Raw genomic sequence first — 14,733 nt, 5'->3', positions numbered from 1 at the left:
CGGCTCACGCCTCCTATGCCCGAGCACCCTAGTGGCGTCAGAACTGACGTCAAGCCCCACCGGTCACTGTTTGAACGCCTGACCGCACTCATTTCCCCCGAGCCAGAGAACCGTGCAGAATTGCTCGATGTTCTACACGATGCGCATGAACGCAAGCTGATCGACGCCGACGCCCTGTCGATGATCGAAGGCGTGTTCCAGGTATCGGATCTCTGCGCGCGCGACATCATGATTCCCCGCTCGCAAATGGATGTCATCGACATCAGCAAGCCGATCGAGGAATGGATGCCCGAAGTCCTGTCCACCGCCCACTCGCGCTTCCCCGCGATCGAAGGCGAGCGCGACAAGGTTATCGGCATCCTGCTGGCGAAAGACTTGCTGCGTTATTACGCGGAAGAAACTTTCGACGTCCGCGACATGCTGCGCCCCGCCATCTTCATCCCCGAATCGAAACGCCTGAATGTGCTGCTGCGCGATTTCCGCGCCAACCACAATCACATGGCCATCGTCGTCGATGAATACAGCGGCGTCGCCGGCCTGATCACCATCGAAGACGTGCTGGAACAGATCGTCGGCGATATCGAGGACGAATACGACTTCGACGAAGCCGAGGACAATATCCTGTCGCTGAAGGAAGGCCAGTTCGGCCCCCGCTGGCGCGTCAAGGCGCTGACGGAAATCGAACAATTCAACGAGGAAGTGGGCAGCCACCTGGTGGACGACGACGTCGACACCATCGGCGGCCTGGTCTCGAAGTACCTGGGCCGCATGGCGCACAAGGGCGATATCTTCGACCTGGGCAACCTGCGCTTCGAGGTGCTGCGCGCCGATGCGCGCCAGGTGCACGTGCTGCTCGTCGAGCGCCTGCCCAACGTGCCGGAACTGGAACTCTGACATGCGCGTGCTGTAAATGCGTTTCAGACGCGCCGACCCCAACGCCCCCGCCAAACCGCCCCGCAGCACGTGGGCGCGCATGCTGACTGCCGCCATCGCCGGCGCCGTCGCCGTGCTGGCGTTCGCCCCTTTCGGCTACTGGCCGCTGCAAATCCTCAGCCTGGGCGTGCTGTTCTACCAGGTGCTGCGCGCCGCGAGCGTGAAAAGCGGTGCGCTGATCGGCTGGGCCTATGGCTTCGGCTGGTGCGCGGCCGGCACGCACTGGCTGTATATCTCCATGCACCGCTATGGCGACATGGCCGCGCCGGTCGCCGTCATCGCCGTGGCCCTGCTCGCGCTGCTGATGGCCATCTACGTGGCGCTGGCCATGGGCGCGGCCGCCTGGCTGCGCCGCCGCTGGGTGCTGTCGCTGCCGGCAATGACGCTGTTGATCTTGCCATCCCTGTGGACCCTGTTCGAATGGACGCGCGGCTGGCTGTTTACAGGCTTCCCGTGGCTGGCCACGGGCTACGCCCACAATACCGGCCCGCTGAGCGGCTTTGCCCCCATCGTCGGCGCGTATGGCCTGGGCTGGCTGGCCGCCCTGTCCGCCGGCGCCCTGCTCTTGCTGACGCACCGCACGCGCTGGAACGCGCTGGGCGGCCTGGTGGCGCTGTACGCGGCCGGTATTGGCCTGCAATACGTGAACTGGACCCACCCGGTGGGACGTCCGATCACGGTGCGCCTGTTGCAGGGCAATGTGCCGCAGCAGCAGAAATTCGACCCCGGCTTCGTGCTCGGCGCCCTGCGGATGTACCAGAACGCCATCACCAGCGCCCCGGCCGACCTGATCGCCACGCCGGAGACGGCCGTCACGGTGCTGCCGCACCAGCTGCCGGCCGGCTATCTCGACAACCTGGCCACGTACGCGCAGCAGACGGGCAGCACGATCCTGGTCGGCATGCCCGTGCTCGACGAGCAGCAGCGCTTCTACAATGCGGCGCTGGGGATCACGCCCAACAGCACGCCGGGCCCGTACTACCAGTACCGCAAGCACCACCTGGTGCCGTTCGGCGAATTCGTGCCGCCTGGCCTGCACTGGTTTGTCGCCATGATGGCCATCCCGCTGGGCGACATGGGCCGCGGCGCCGAAGTGCAAGCGCCTTTGCCCGTGCGCGACCAGCTGGTGCTGCCGAATATCTGCTATGAAGACCTGTTTGGCGAGGAAATCGCCGGCCAGCTGGCCAGCGCCCACCGCAGCGGCAAGCAATCGGCGTCGGTGCTGCTGAATATCTCGAACCTGGCGTGGTTCGGCGACTCGATCGCCATCCCGCAGCATCTGCAGATTTCGCAGATGCGCAGCCTGGAAACAGGCCGCCCGATGCTGCGCTCGACGAACACGGGCGCCACGGCCGTCATCGACGGCAAGGGCGTGGTGCAAAGCCTGCTGCCGCCGGAACAGCAAGCCACGCTGGCGGCCAAGGTGCAGGGCATGGGCGGCATGACGCCATACATCCTGTACGGCAACAAACTGGTGCTGGCCCTGGCCGCGCTGGCCCTGCTGACGGCCTTCCTGCTGTCGCGCGCCGCCCGCCGTGGCGCCGCCAGGCAGGAATAAGCGGCCGATATTGCCCGAAGAGTCACAGTGGGCCCGTAAAAACCGCTAAAATTAGCAAAACCCCGGCCCGGACGCGCTTTCCAAGCAGGCGCCCGGGCTTCAAGCAAACCCCTTACAGCGCGCAGCCTGTCCGCGCGGCGAACTCATACGATGCTCACATTTCAACAAATTATCCTGACCTTGCAAACCTATTGGGACAAGCAAGGTTGCGCCCTGCTCCAGCCCTACGACATGGAAGTCGGCGCCGGCACCTTCCACACCGGCACCTTCCTGCGCGCGATCGGCCCGGAACCCTGGCGCGCCGCGTATGTGCAGCCGTCGCGCCGGCCGAAAGATGGCCGCTATGGCGAAAACCCGAACCGCATGCAGCACTACTACCAGTACCAGGTGGTCCTGAAGCCGGCGCCGGAAAACATCCTCGACCTGTATCTGGGCTCGCTGGCCGCGCTGGGCCTGGACCTGAAGCAGAATGACGTGCGCTTCGTCGAAGACGACTGGGAAAGCCCGACCCTGGGCGCCTGGGGCCTGGGCTGGGAAGTCTGGCTGAACGGCATGGAAGTGACCCAGTTTACCTACTTCCAGCAAGTGGGCGGCCTCGATTGCAAGCCCGTGCTGGGCGAGATCACCTACGGCATCGAACGCCTGGCCATGTACCTGCAAGGCGTGGAAAACGTGTACGACCTGGTGTGGACCGAGTGGGAAGAAAACGGCACGACCAAGAAACTGACCTACGGCGACGTCTTCCACCAGAACGAAGTGGAGCAATCGACCTACAACTTCGAACACGCGAATACGGACTTGCTGTTCGAACAATTCGGCAACTACGAAGCGGAAGCCAAGCGCCTGATCGAGCTGCAGCTGACCCTGCCCGCCTACGAAAAGATCATGAAGGCTTCGCACAGCTTCAACATGCTCGATGCGCGCGGCGCCATTTCGGTGACGGAACGCGCCGCCTACATCGGCCGCGTGCGCACCCTGTCGCGCCTGGTGGCGCAAGCGTATTACGACTCGCGCGAGCGCCTCGGTTTCCCGATGCTGCCCGCCGCAGACCAATCCGCCGCCTAATTCGAGCCTCCACACCGCCGTACCAGACAAGAACACCATGAACCAAACACTGCTCATCGAACTGCTGACCGAAGAACTGCCGCCGAAAGCGCTGGCCAAACTGGGCGCCGCCTTTGCCGCCGGCATCGTCAACGGACTGAAATCGCGCGACTTCCTGGAAGCCGACAGCGTCGCCACCAGCTACGCCTCGCCGCGCCGCCTGGCCGTCTCCATCACCAATGTGCGCGAAGTCTCGCCCGACAAATCGATCCGCGAAAAGGTCCTGCCCGTCTCCGTGGCGCTGGACGCGAACGGCAACGGCACGCCGCCGCTGGCCAAGAAACTGGCCGCACTGGGCTTCCCCGAACTGACGCTGGCCGAGCTGGAACGCGCCGTCGACGGCAAGGCCGAAAGCTTCTTCTACACGTACACGGCGCCAGGCAGCCAGCTCGCCACCGGCGCGCAGGCGGCATTGACGGAAGCGGCCGCCAAGCTGCCGATTCCAAAACTGATGAGCTACCAGCGCCCGGACGGCACCACCGTGCAATTCGTGCGCCCGGCCCACAGCCTGATCGCCCTGCACGGCATCAACGTGCTGCCCCTGACCCTGCTGGGCCTCGCCGCCGGCCGCACGACGCTGGGCCACCGCTTCCTCACCGATGGCGCGCCGATCACCATCGCGCACGCGGAAAACTATGCGGCCTCGCTGATCCTCAACGCCAGCGTCATCGCCAGCAACGAGGAACGCAAGGAGCGCATCCGCGCCCAGTTGCTGGAAAAAGCCGGCGCCGACCAGGTGCTGATGCCCGAGGCGCTGCTCGACGAAGTGACGGCCCTGGTCGAATGGCCAGTCGTGTATGAATGCCACTTCGAGGAAGAATTCCTGGCCGTGCCGCAGGAATGCCTGATCCTCACCATGCAGACGAACCAGAAGTACTTCGCGCTGACTGACAGCGACGGCAAGCTGCGCTCGCGCTTCCTGATCGTCTCGAACATCGCAACGGACACGCCCGAGCACATCATCGGCGGCAACGAGCGCGTGGTGCGACCGCGCCTGTCGGACGCCAAGTTCTTCTTCGAGCAGGACAAGAAGAAGACGCTGGCAGCACGCCTGCCGCTGCTGGCCAATGTCGTCTACCACAACAAGCTGGGCACGCAGGCGGCCCGCACGGAGCGCGTCAAGTCGCTGGCTGGCGCCATCGCCGCCAAATTGCACTACGACGTGGCCCTGGCCGAACGCGGCGCCCTGCTGGCCAAGGCCGACCTGCTGACCGACATGGTGGGCGAATTCCCCGAGCTGCAAGGCATCATGGGCACGTATTACGCGCGCCATGACGGCGAAGCCGAGGAAGTGGCGCTGGCCGCCTCCGAGCACTACCAGCCACGCTTTGCCGGCGACAGCCTGCCGACCACCGCCACCGGCACCGCCGTGGCGCTGGCCGACAAGCTCGAAACCCTGGTCGGCATCTGGTCCATCGGCCTGGCGCCGACGGGCGACAAGGACCCGTTCGCGCTGCGCCGCCATGCCCTCGGCGTGCTGCGCATGCTGCTGGAAAAACGCCTGCCCCTGTCGATCCAGGGCTTGCTGGCCGACGCGGCAGCGCAATTTGCCGCCATCCCCGGCTTCAAGGATCCGGTGGCCGATGTCACCACCTTCATGCTCGACCGCCTGCGCGGCATCCTGCGCGAGCGCGGCTTCTCGCCGAATGAAATCGAAGCCGTCGTGGCGCAGAATCCTGACCGCCTGGACGACATCGTGCAGCGCCTGGAGGCAGTGCAGGCCTTTGCCGCCCTGCCGGAAAGCGCCTCGCTGGCCGCTGCCAACAAGCGCATCACGAATATCCTGAAAAAGAACGAGGAAGCCGTAAGCCAGGTGGCTGCCGGCGGCGTCAACGTGGCGCTGCTGCAGGACGAGGCGGAGAAAAAACTGGCCGCCGCCGTCTCGCGCGTGCAGCCGGAAATCGACGCGGCGTTTGCCAAGGGCGATTTTGCGGGCACCCTGCAAACGCTGGCGCAGCTGCGCGACGACGTCGACGGCTTCTTCAACGACGTCATGGTGATGGCCGAGGATGTCGCCCTGCGCAACAACCGCCTGGCATTGCTGTCGTCGCTGCACGGCATGATGAACCGCGTGGCCGACATTTCCAAGCTGGCGGCATAATGGGCATTCCGGCGCTGAAACTGATTATTCTCGACCGCGACGGCGTCATTAATCATGACTCGCCGGACTTCATCAAGTCGCCGGCCGAATGGCTGCCGATTCCCGGCTCGCTCGAAGCGATAGCCCGCCTGAACCAGGCAGGCTATCGCGTGGTGATCGCCTCGAACCAGTCGGGCATCGCGCGCGAGTACTTCGACATGACGGTCTTGAACGCGATCCACCAGAAGATGCACACGCTGGCGCAGCAGGTGGGCGCCGATATCGACGCCATCTTCTTTTGCCCGCATGCGGGTGCGGACAATTGCGACTGCCGCAAGCCCAAGCCAGGCATGTTCCATGAAATTTCGCAGCGCTACAACACCAGCCTGAAAGGCGTGCCGACCGTTGGTGATTCGCTGCGCGACCTGCAGGCCGGTTTCATCAGCGGCTGCACGCCCTACCTGGTGTTGACGGGCAAGGGCGAAAAAACCAACGAGACGGGCGGCCTGCCACCCGGCACCCAGGTCTTCCCCGACCTGGCGGCCGTGGTCGGCCACCTGCTCAAGGCGCCAGCCGTACCGGCGCCCACCGTGGCATTCAGTATCTAATCTTCGGAGAACCGCATTGCGTAATATTTCCCTGTTCCTGCGATCCCTGCTGTTCATGATCATCATGATCGTGGCCACCATCGTCTGGGCCTGCGTGTGCTTTTTTGCCGCGCCATTGAGCTACAACAAGCGCTATTGGGTCACCTCGCGCTGGAATGTGTTTATCCTGTGGTGTGCCAAGGTCATTTGCGGCATCCGCTACGAAGTCAAGGGCGCCGAGAACTTCCCCGACGCGCCGGCCATCGTGCTGTCGAAGCACCAGTCGGCCTGGGAAACCATCTTCCTGCTGCCCAGCCTGCCCCGTCCGCTGGTATATGTGTTCAAGAAGGAGATCCTGTACATCCCGTTCTTCGGCTGGGCCATGGCGCTGCTGCGCATGATCCCGATCGACCGCAAACAGGGCAAGCATGCGTTCAAGAGCGTGGTCGCGCATGGCAAGCGCCGCCTGGCGGACGGCCAATGGATTATCATGTTCCCCGAAGGCACCCGCATCCCGGTGGGTCAGACGGGCAAGTACAAGAGCGGCGGCACGCGCCTGGCCATTGCCACGGGCGCCGTGGTGGTGCCGATTGCGCATAATTCAGGCGAATGTTGGCCCAAGCAGTCATTCCTCAAACGCCCGGGATTGATCACCGTCTCGATAGGCAAACCGATTTCGCCGGAAGGGCATACCCCGGACAGCATGATGCAACAGGTGGAAAATTGGATAGAATCAGAAATGCGCGTCATTTCGCCTCACGCCTACAACGCTGGCTAGACGGCATCAGCGCGGTCATCCAGGAGCCGACCCTGCGCCAGCAGATGAAGACCATCAAGGTCGGCGACCAGCAACTGGATCTGTTCGCGCACGACGTCTCGACCAGCACGCCCCCGGCGGTGCGCCCCACGGCACCGCCAGCGCCGCCCGTGGTGGCGCCGGTCCACCTTGCGCCGCCGCCCGTGGCGCCCGTCTCGCCCATCGCTGTTCCTGTTCCCGCTCCCCCTGCCCTGCCTTCCCCGCCACGCACCGCCGACGGCCCGCCATTGCGCCAGCTGCAGCTGGGCAGCCACCTGGTCGAATTTGCCCTGCGCCGCTCCACGCGCCGTTCCATCGGCTTCATGATCGACGATAACGGCTTGCGCGTCACGGCGCCCAAGCGCGTCACCCTGGCCGAAATCGACAGCGCCATCCGCGCCAAGCAGGGCTGGATCGTCTCGAAGCTGCTGGAACGGGGAGAGCGCAAGGTGCAGCGCCAGCAGCGGGCCCCGATGGAATGGATCGATGGCGCCACGCTGCCCTATCTCGGTGGCGAAATCACCCTGCGATTGCACCAGGCGCCGCGCCACCGCGCCAGCTTCCAGCGCGAGACGAACGAACTGCACGTATGGGTCACACCCGCAGGCAGCGAACAGCAATTGAAGGAAAAAGTGAAAGCCTGGTTCCAGCACGAGGCGCGCCAGCTGTTCGAGGCGCGGCTGGACCTGTATGCGGACAAGCTGGGCGTGCGCTACGACTCGCTGTCGCTGTCCTCGGCCGGCACGCGCTGGGGCAGCTGCACCATCGAGCGCAAGATCCGCCTGAACTGGCGCCTGATCCATTTCGCCCTGCCGCTGGTCGACTACGTGGTCGCGCACGAATTGTCGCACCTGCTGGAAATGAACCACAGCCCCCGCTTCTGGGCCACCGTGGAATCGATCTATCCCGATTACGACGGCGCCAAGCAGGCGCTGAGGAAGCGCTCGCAGGAGCTGCCAGTCCTGTTCGCGTAAACAACATTGTTGGCGTCGCCTGTCGGATTACGCGCAAGCGCTAATCCGACCTACCTCGATCACGGCAGTAGTCGCCTGTCGGATTACGCGCAGGCCCTAATCCAACCTACCTCGATCACGGCAGTAGGTCGGATTAGGCCGCAGGCCGTAATCCGACAACATTGTTGGCCGTGCATCCATCACGGCAACAGGGGCTTGATGGCCGCTATCGTGCGCGGCGTGGCGCCGCGGTGCTGCGCCGCGAACGCCAGCGCTTTAGCTCCCATCGCCGCCAGGCGCGCCGGATCCCGCAGCAGTGCCGACGCTTGCGTCATCAAGGCATCGGCATCGGCCACCAGCGCGGCGCCGCCGGCGGCAATCGCCTGCTCCGTCACCAGCGCAAAATTGAAGGTATGTGGCCCGATCAGCACGGGCTTGCCCAGCGCCGCCGGCTCGATCAGGTTTTGCCCGCCCAGTGGCAGCAGGCTGCCGCCGACAAACGCGCAGTCGCAAGCCGCGTAATAGGCAAACATCTCGCCCATGGTATCGCCCAGCAGCACCTGCGTGCCCGCCGCCACGACGCCATCCCCGGTCAGGCTGGAGCGGCGCTGCACGGCCAGGCCGTGCGCCAGCACCATTTTTTCCACTTCGTCGAAGCGCTGCGGGTGGCGCGGCACGATCAGCAGCAGCACGCCGGCAGGCAGGCTGGCGCGCAGCCAGGCGTCGAGGATCAATGGCTCCTCCCCTTCGCGCGTGCTGGCGCACAGCAGCACGGGACGGGCGCCGATGGCGCCGCGCAGCCACGCTCCGGTCGCCAGCGCGGCATCGGGCACGACGACGTCGAACTTGATGCTGCCCGTGACCACCACGTCCGGCACGCCCAACTGGCGCACGCGCTGCGCGTCGTCCTGCGTCTGCGCCGCCACCAGCGTGATGCCGCGCGCGGCGTCGCCTATCAGCTTGCCCAGGCGCTGCGCCTTGCCCAGCGAACGCTGCGACAGGCGCGCATTGGCCAGCACCACGGGCACGCCGTGGCGATTGCATTGGTGGATCAGGTTCGGCCACACTTCCGTCTCCATCAGGATGCAGATGCGCGGCGCAAAGTGACGGATGAAACTGGCCGGCATGGCGCCCGTATCGTAGGGCAGGTAGCTTTGCACGAGGCGCGCGCCGTGCTTGGCGAACAGCGACTTGCCCGTGGCGCGCCCCGTCGGCGTCATGTGCGTGAGGACGATGCGGCAAGCGGGCCATTCAGCCAGCAGCGCGTCGATCAGCGGCTCGGCCGCGCGCGTCTCGCCGACGGAGACGGCGTGCAGCCAGATCGTAGGAGGAACAGGGGCAGGCCGGCGGCCATAGAAGCCGAGGCGTTCGCCCCAGTGCTGGCGATAGCCGGGCTCCTGGCGGCCGCGCAGCCACAGCCGCGCCAGCACCAGTGGCAAGGCCAGCCACCAGGCAAGGGTATAAAGAAGTCGCATGATGATTTGAACGTTGAAGTCAGGCGGGAGGATAGTCGGCCAGCAGGCGCTGTGCCGCGGCCAGCACTTCCGGCACGCCGGGCGGCGTACCTTTATCGCCCAGGTTGATGATTTTCGGCGACCAGTTGCCTTCCGTTTTCCACAGCGGCGAATCGGCATAGATTTCCACCGTTGGCCGCAAAAAGGCGGCGGCGATATGCGTCAGGCCCGTATCGACGCCGATTACCAGCGCGGCGCGGCGCGCCAGCATGGTGGCGTCGCTCATCGACAGTTTCGGCAGCACGCGCGCATTCGGCAGGCTCGCCGCCAGCAACTCGGCTTCCGCCTTTTCCTTGGGCGAACCCCAGGGCAGCAAAATCGGCATGGGCGAGAGCGCGTGGCCGAGGGCGATCCAGTTTTCCGGCGCCCATTTCTTGGCGTCGCGCGCCGTGCCATGGAAATACACGGCATACGGCGCCTCGCCCATCCAGTCCGGGCGCGGCTCGCTGCCTGACACTTCCGGCAAACCGAAATCGGCCGGCGTGTCGACCGTGTAGCCCAGGGCGGCGGCGGCCACCAGCCGGCCACGCGCTACCGCATGCGTGCGCGGGTCGAGGGGTATGCTTTTCGTGTGAAACAGGCGCGAGATGCCTTCGTAGCCCGAGCCTTCGCTGCCGTTGGCCAGGCCGACTTTCTGGCCGCCCGGCGCCAGGCGCGCGGCGCCCATGATGATGCCCGTCTTGAGCAAGCCCTGGGTATCGAACACATAATCGTAGCGCGTCTGGCGCAGGCTGCGGAAAAAGGCGGCAATTTCCGCGCGCGTCTCTTTCTTGCCCAGGCTCTTGCGCCAGCGCCGCAGCGCGAATGGGAAGATGGTGCCGACGCGCGAATTCAGGCGCACCAGGCTCGTGTAGCCCTCCTCGACCACCCAGTCGATGGTGGCGTCCGGATAATGGCGGGCGATGTCATGCACCATCGGCAGGTTGTGCAGCACGTCGCCCAACGAGGAAACGCGCACCAGCAGGATTTTCAGGGGCGCCTGTGCGCCGGATTGAGCGGTCATGGCGTCAGAACGGCAGGACAGCGTCAGGCTTGGCAGCGAGGATCACGCGCTTGAACTGATCCTGTATGCGCGCCAGGGCTGCCGGCGTTTCCGCCTCGAAGCGCATGACGATCACTGGCGTGGTGTTCGACGAACGGGCCAGGCCGAAACCGTCGGCGTACTCCACGCGCAAGCCATCGATGGTGATGATCCGTTCATTGCCGGGGAAGAGGGCGTCGCGGCGCAGCACGTCCATCAGCGCGACGTTTTCGCCCTCCTTCAGTTCCAGCTGCAATTCAGGCGTGCTGTCGGACTGCGGCAGGCTATTCAGCAAAGCGGAAGGATCGGCCTCGCGCGTGAGGATTTCCAGCAGGCGCACAGCCGCATACAGGCCGTCGTCGAAGCCATACCAGCGGTCCTTGAAGAAGATATGGCCGCTCATTTCGCCGCCCAGCGGCGCCCCCGTCGCGCGCAGCTCGGCTTTCACCAGCGAGTGGCCCGTCTTGCACATCAACGGCACACCGCCATGCTTGCTGATCCACGGCGCCAGGTGGCGCGTGCATTTCACGTCATACAGGATTTGCGCGCCTGGATGGCGGCTCAGCACGTCGGCCGCAAACAGCATCATCTGGCGGTCAGGGTAGATGATCTGCCCATCCTTGGTGACCACGCCCAGGCGGTCGCCGTCGCCGTCGAAGGCGATGCCGATTTCGGCATCCGTCCCGGCCAGGCAGCGGATCAGGTCCTGCAGGTTTTCCGGATGCGCCGGATCGGGGTGGTGATTGGGGAAACTGCCATCGACGTCGCAGAACAACTCGATGACATCGCAGCCCAGGCCGCGGAACAGATCGCCCGCGAACGCGCCAGCGACGCCATTGCCGCAATCGACGGCGATCTTGATCGGGCGCGCCAGCTTCACGTCGCCGAGGATGCGCTCCAGGTAGGCGGCGCGAATGTCGTGCGTGGCGTAGCTGCCCAAACGGGCAATGTCAGTGGTGCCGCCGTCCTGCGCCACGATGCGGTGGTACAGTGCCTGGATCGCCTCGCCGTGTATCGCTTCGCCGTCCAGCACCATCTTGAAACCGTTGTAGTCGGGCGGATTGTGGCTGCCCGTGACCATGATGCCGGAGCGCGTATCGAGCACATTGGTGCCGAAGTACACCATCGGCGTGGCCACCACGCCCAGGTCGATCACGTCGACGCCTGCGGCCTGCAGGCCCTGCGCCAGTGCCGCCGTCAATTCGGGGCCGGACAGCCGGCCATCGCGGCCGATCACTACCCGCTTTTCTCCCTTTTCCAGGGCCGCCGCGCCAAACGCCTGTCCAATCTTGTAGGCTACGCCGGCATCGAGGGTTTGAGCGATGATGCCGCGAATATCGTAGGCTTTGAAGATCGTTCTTGACAGTGGAAGCATGGTTTGGTCGGTATGAAGTTGGGCCCAAGGTATGGTGCATGGCAGGCATACGCTTGCAACTGCGCCAAAAGTATACCGGATTATACGCGCAGCAGATCGATGGACTTGCCCGATTCCACCCACTGCCTGACCCACAACGGCTGGCGGCCACGGCCTGTCCACTGCTCGGCCGCATTGTCCGGATGGCGATAGCGCACCGCGACCTTGCCCGTGCGCGGATGCAGGCCGTCGAGTATCAATTGCTTCAGTGGAATGCCTGCCTGCTGCGCAATCGCCATGATCTGTTCGCGCGCCTTGTTCAAATCGTCACGTTCGCGGCCCTGCAATTCCTGCTTGACGCCATCGTCCAGTTTACGCAATTCCAGCATCGTCATCGTTGACAGATCCATCACTTACATCCTTTACGTTAATCTGAGTAATAATAAAATCCCATGAAATATACTACATTGTAAAAATATCTGCGTGCCGCCTGAATAATCACCAGCCATAGCTTTGCATTCGGAATTTTATTTACATGGCCAACATTAAGATTAAATGAAGAATATGACGGCAGGGCGAAATGGATAATCAATAAACATGGCGGGATTCGTTTTTCTCAAAACAGCGCGCATCGCTTTCTTATAAGAAAGGCGGCGCGCAAGCCAGCCAATCCGCAGCATGCTGGCGCATATTATTCAGCAGCGATCTATTTGCCATGCTGGCAGCACGGCATGCATAACGTAATCGCCCGCGGCAGCGTTTTATTCTCGGTATCACGCGCGGTGTTCCGATAGCGGCGGCGGCAGAATAAAACGGAAATAACCAGCCGCGATAATCGGCGATGCTGCCGCCCTTCCCGGCATGGCGGGCGCGCCATCCGCCCTGTCGCCATCAAGGCAGCCGGTTTCAGGCATCATGCATGTAATAATGAGATCGTCCAGCCATCCACCATCTCCAGCACACATGAAAACCTATTTTATCGGCGATCTGCAAGGCTGCCATGCACAGACTGTCGAATTGATCGAACAGATCCAGGCGGCAGCCGATGGCCCTTACCGCCTCCTGTTCGCGGGCGACCTGATCAACCGCGGCCCTGCCTCGCTGGCCACCTTGCGCCATGTCCATGCGCTGGCGCGGCAAGGCCTGGCCGACAGCGTGCTGGGCAACCATGACCTGCACCTGCTGGCCGTGGCCAACGGCATCCGTCCACAGCACGCGTCCGACACGCTGGCCGAAATCCTCGATGCACCCGACCGCGAGGAATTGATCGCCTGGCTGCGTTGCCGCCCCCTGGCGCTGGCGCATGACGGCCATCTGCTCGTGCATGCGGGCTTGCTGCCGCAATGGAGCGTGCAGCAGGCGCTGGCCTTGAGCGGCGAAGTGTCGGCCATGCTGCGCAGCGATGACTGGGCCGGTTTCCTGCGCACGATGTACGGCAACGAGCCGGCCGCCTGGCGCGACGACTTGCAGGGTGCCGACCGCCTGCGCTGCATCGTCAATGCCATGACGCGGCTGCGTTTTTGCACGCCGGACGGCGTGATGGATTTCAAGATGAAGGAAAGCGGCAGTGCGCCGCCCGGTTCAGGCTTGCTGCCGTGGTTCGACGTGCCGGGCCGGCGCAGCGCCGGCGACACGGTGGTCTTCGGCCACTGGTCGGCGCTGGGACTGCAATTGCGGCCCCACCTGATCGGCCTCGATAGCGGCTGCGTCTGGGGTGGAAAACTCTCCGCCGTGTGCCTGGAAGACCGTTCGCTGCTGCAGGTGGCCTGTCCCGCGTTTCAGCAACACAGTGGCAAGCAGTAAATCAGCGGCCGCATATGCTTAGTCAAAATGTGTCGTTGGTACCGCGTCGCGTCCATCGTATGATGGTATTTTTGCCCCTCCACGCAGATGAATCCTGATACCGACAGGCTGGCACGCTGGCTGCTTGGCAGCCTGGAGCTCGACACCGCCGTGCTGCACGTGGGCCAGTATTGCGGCCGCTGGCGCGCCTCCACGGCCGGCCGGGAGCTGGGCAGCTTCCACCTGGTCCTCGATGGCCACTGCTACCTGCATTTCGATGGCGCCGCGCCGATTGCCCTCGGCCCGCGCGACGGCGTCTTCCTGTTGCGCGACCTGCCGCACTTCCTCAGTCCCCACAGCGATCCGCTGCAGGCCGTCAGCGCGCAGGCGATGCTGCCGCTGCAGGCGCCCACCAACGGCCTGGCAACCTCGCTCGCCTGCGGCTTCTTCCAGTTCCGCGGCGTGGCATCAAAACTGATCGTCGACTCGTTCCCGCCCTACCTGCTGATACGCGGCGACGCCCCCGCCTTCAGCGCCGCCGCCTCGCTGTTCGACCTGATCCTCGGCGAAGCGGGCGGCGATCCTGAGCAGCCGTCGCCGCTGATCGCCCGCCTGGTCGAACTGCTGTTCTTTTACCTGATACGCCATGTGGCACAGGGCGAGCACGTGGCGGCCGGCCTGCTGTCGCTGTTGTACCGGCCCGAGTTCTCGCCGCTGCTCGAACGCATGCTCGATGCGCCCGCCGACGACTGGTCGATCGAGAACATGGCCAAGGCGGCCTGCATGTCGCGCGCCAGCTTCTGCAAGCATTTCGCCAGCGCCAGCGGCCACTCGCCAGCCCAGTTTTTGCTCATGCTGCGCATGAAGATCGCCGCGCGCCGGCTGCACGATGGCGCATCCGTCGAGCGCGCGGCCGAACTGGTGGGCTACCGTTCGCACGCCGCGTTTACGCGCGCCTTCAAGCGGGTCACAGGCGAACAGCCAGGCGCGTACCGGCGCGACCAGCGCTTGCGCCAGCTGGCCAGCTGAGATCAAGGATCGGGAAATCGCA

The 14,733-nt window shown here is 64.5% G+C and carries 13 protein-coding genes; 9 read left to right on the top strand and 4 right to left on the bottom strand.

The annotated features are described in order from the left end of the window. Positions 1-15 precede the first annotated feature (15 nt). The 7 genes from AC1RDJ_RS02505 (at position 16) to AC1RDJ_RS02475 (ending at position 8,032) form a co-directional block, all read left to right on the top strand. Positions 16-894: a CorC family transporter gene (locus AC1RDJ_RS02505; protein WP_071075558.1), complete on the top strand. Its 879-nt coding sequence runs from the start codon at positions 16-18 to the stop codon at positions 892-894. Between the two features lie 79 nt (positions 895-973). Then, the gene (gene lnt / locus AC1RDJ_RS02500) at positions 974-2,491 is read left to right on the top strand and encodes an apolipoprotein N-acyltransferase (RefSeq protein ID WP_493026395.1); all 1,518 of its coding nucleotides are present in this window, start codon (positions 974-976) and stop codon (positions 2,489-2,491) included. Positions 2,492-2,641: 150 nt separating this feature from the next. After that, positions 2,642-3,556, top strand: a complete 915-nt coding sequence (gene glyQ / locus AC1RDJ_RS02495; RefSeq protein ID WP_071322065.1) for a glycine--tRNA ligase subunit alpha — start codon at positions 2,642-2,644, stop codon at positions 3,554-3,556. Between the two features lie 37 nt (positions 3,557-3,593). Further along, positions 3,594-5,696 (top strand): glycine--tRNA ligase subunit beta, encoded by a 2,103-nt coding sequence (gene glyS / locus AC1RDJ_RS02490; protein WP_493026394.1) that lies wholly within the window; start codon positions 3,594-3,596, stop codon positions 5,694-5,696. Next, entirely contained in the window at positions 5,696-6,283 is a 588-nt protein-coding gene (gene gmhB, locus AC1RDJ_RS02485; protein WP_289884892.1) for a D-glycero-beta-D-manno-heptose 1,7-bisphosphate 7-phosphatase, read from the top strand. Before glyS ends, gmhB begins: the two co-directional genes overlap by 1 nt. A 16-nt stretch (positions 6,284-6,299) precedes the next feature. Then, complete coding sequence (locus tag AC1RDJ_RS02480) at positions 6,300-7,040, top strand: lysophospholipid acyltransferase family protein (RefSeq protein ID WP_071322062.1); 741 nt, start codon at positions 6,300-6,302, stop codon at positions 7,038-7,040. A 44-nt stretch (positions 7,041-7,084) separates the two neighbouring features. Further along, a complete protein-coding gene (locus tag AC1RDJ_RS02475; protein ID WP_289887277.1) occupies positions 7,085-8,032 on the top strand; it encodes a M48 family metallopeptidase in 948 nt (315 codons plus the stop codon). A 179-nt stretch (positions 8,033-8,211) separates the two neighbouring features. On the opposite strand, the gene waaA is transcribed toward AC1RDJ_RS02475, so the two are convergent. The 4 genes from waaA to AC1RDJ_RS02455 form a co-directional block, all read right to left on the bottom strand. Continuing rightward, positions 8,212-9,486 carry a lipid IV(A) 3-deoxy-D-manno-octulosonic acid transferase gene (waaA, locus tag AC1RDJ_RS02470; RefSeq protein ID WP_493026393.1) on the bottom strand — a complete coding sequence of 425 codons (1,275 nt, stop codon included), beginning with the start codon at positions 9,484-9,486 and terminating at the stop codon, positions 8,212-8,214. Positions 9,487-9,505: 19 nt separating this feature from the next. Then, positions 9,506-10,528: a lipopolysaccharide heptosyltransferase I gene (waaC, locus tag AC1RDJ_RS02465; RefSeq protein ID WP_071322059.1), complete on the bottom strand. Its 1,023-nt coding sequence runs from the start codon at positions 10,526-10,528 to the stop codon at positions 9,506-9,508. A 4-nt stretch (positions 10,529-10,532) separates the two neighbouring features. Further along, on the bottom strand, positions 10,533-11,921 hold the full coding sequence (locus AC1RDJ_RS02460) for a phosphomannomutase/phosphoglucomutase (RefSeq protein ID WP_493026392.1): 1,389 nt from the start codon (positions 11,919-11,921) through the stop codon (positions 10,533-10,535). Positions 11,922-12,001: 80 nt separating this feature from the next. Beyond that, positions 12,002-12,310: an H-NS histone family protein gene (locus AC1RDJ_RS02455; protein ID WP_071322057.1), complete on the bottom strand. Its 309-nt coding sequence runs from the start codon at positions 12,308-12,310 to the stop codon at positions 12,002-12,004. A 553-nt stretch (positions 12,311-12,863) separates the two neighbouring features. Here AC1RDJ_RS02455 and AC1RDJ_RS02450 point away from each other — a divergent pair. Continuing rightward, entirely contained in the window at positions 12,864-13,703 is an 840-nt protein-coding gene (locus tag AC1RDJ_RS02450; RefSeq protein ID WP_493026391.1) for a symmetrical bis(5'-nucleosyl)-tetraphosphatase, read from the top strand. Positions 13,704-13,790: 87 nt separating this feature from the next. Further along, a complete protein-coding gene (locus AC1RDJ_RS02445; protein ID WP_071322055.1) occupies positions 13,791-14,711 on the top strand; it encodes an AraC family transcriptional regulator in 921 nt (306 codons plus the stop codon). The last annotated feature ends 22 nt before the right edge of the window (positions 14,712-14,733 follow it).

It is taken from the genome of Janthinobacterium sp. GW822-FHT07H10 (genome assembly GCF_058798675.1).
This window is presented reverse-complemented; position numbering and strand designations above follow the sequence as displayed.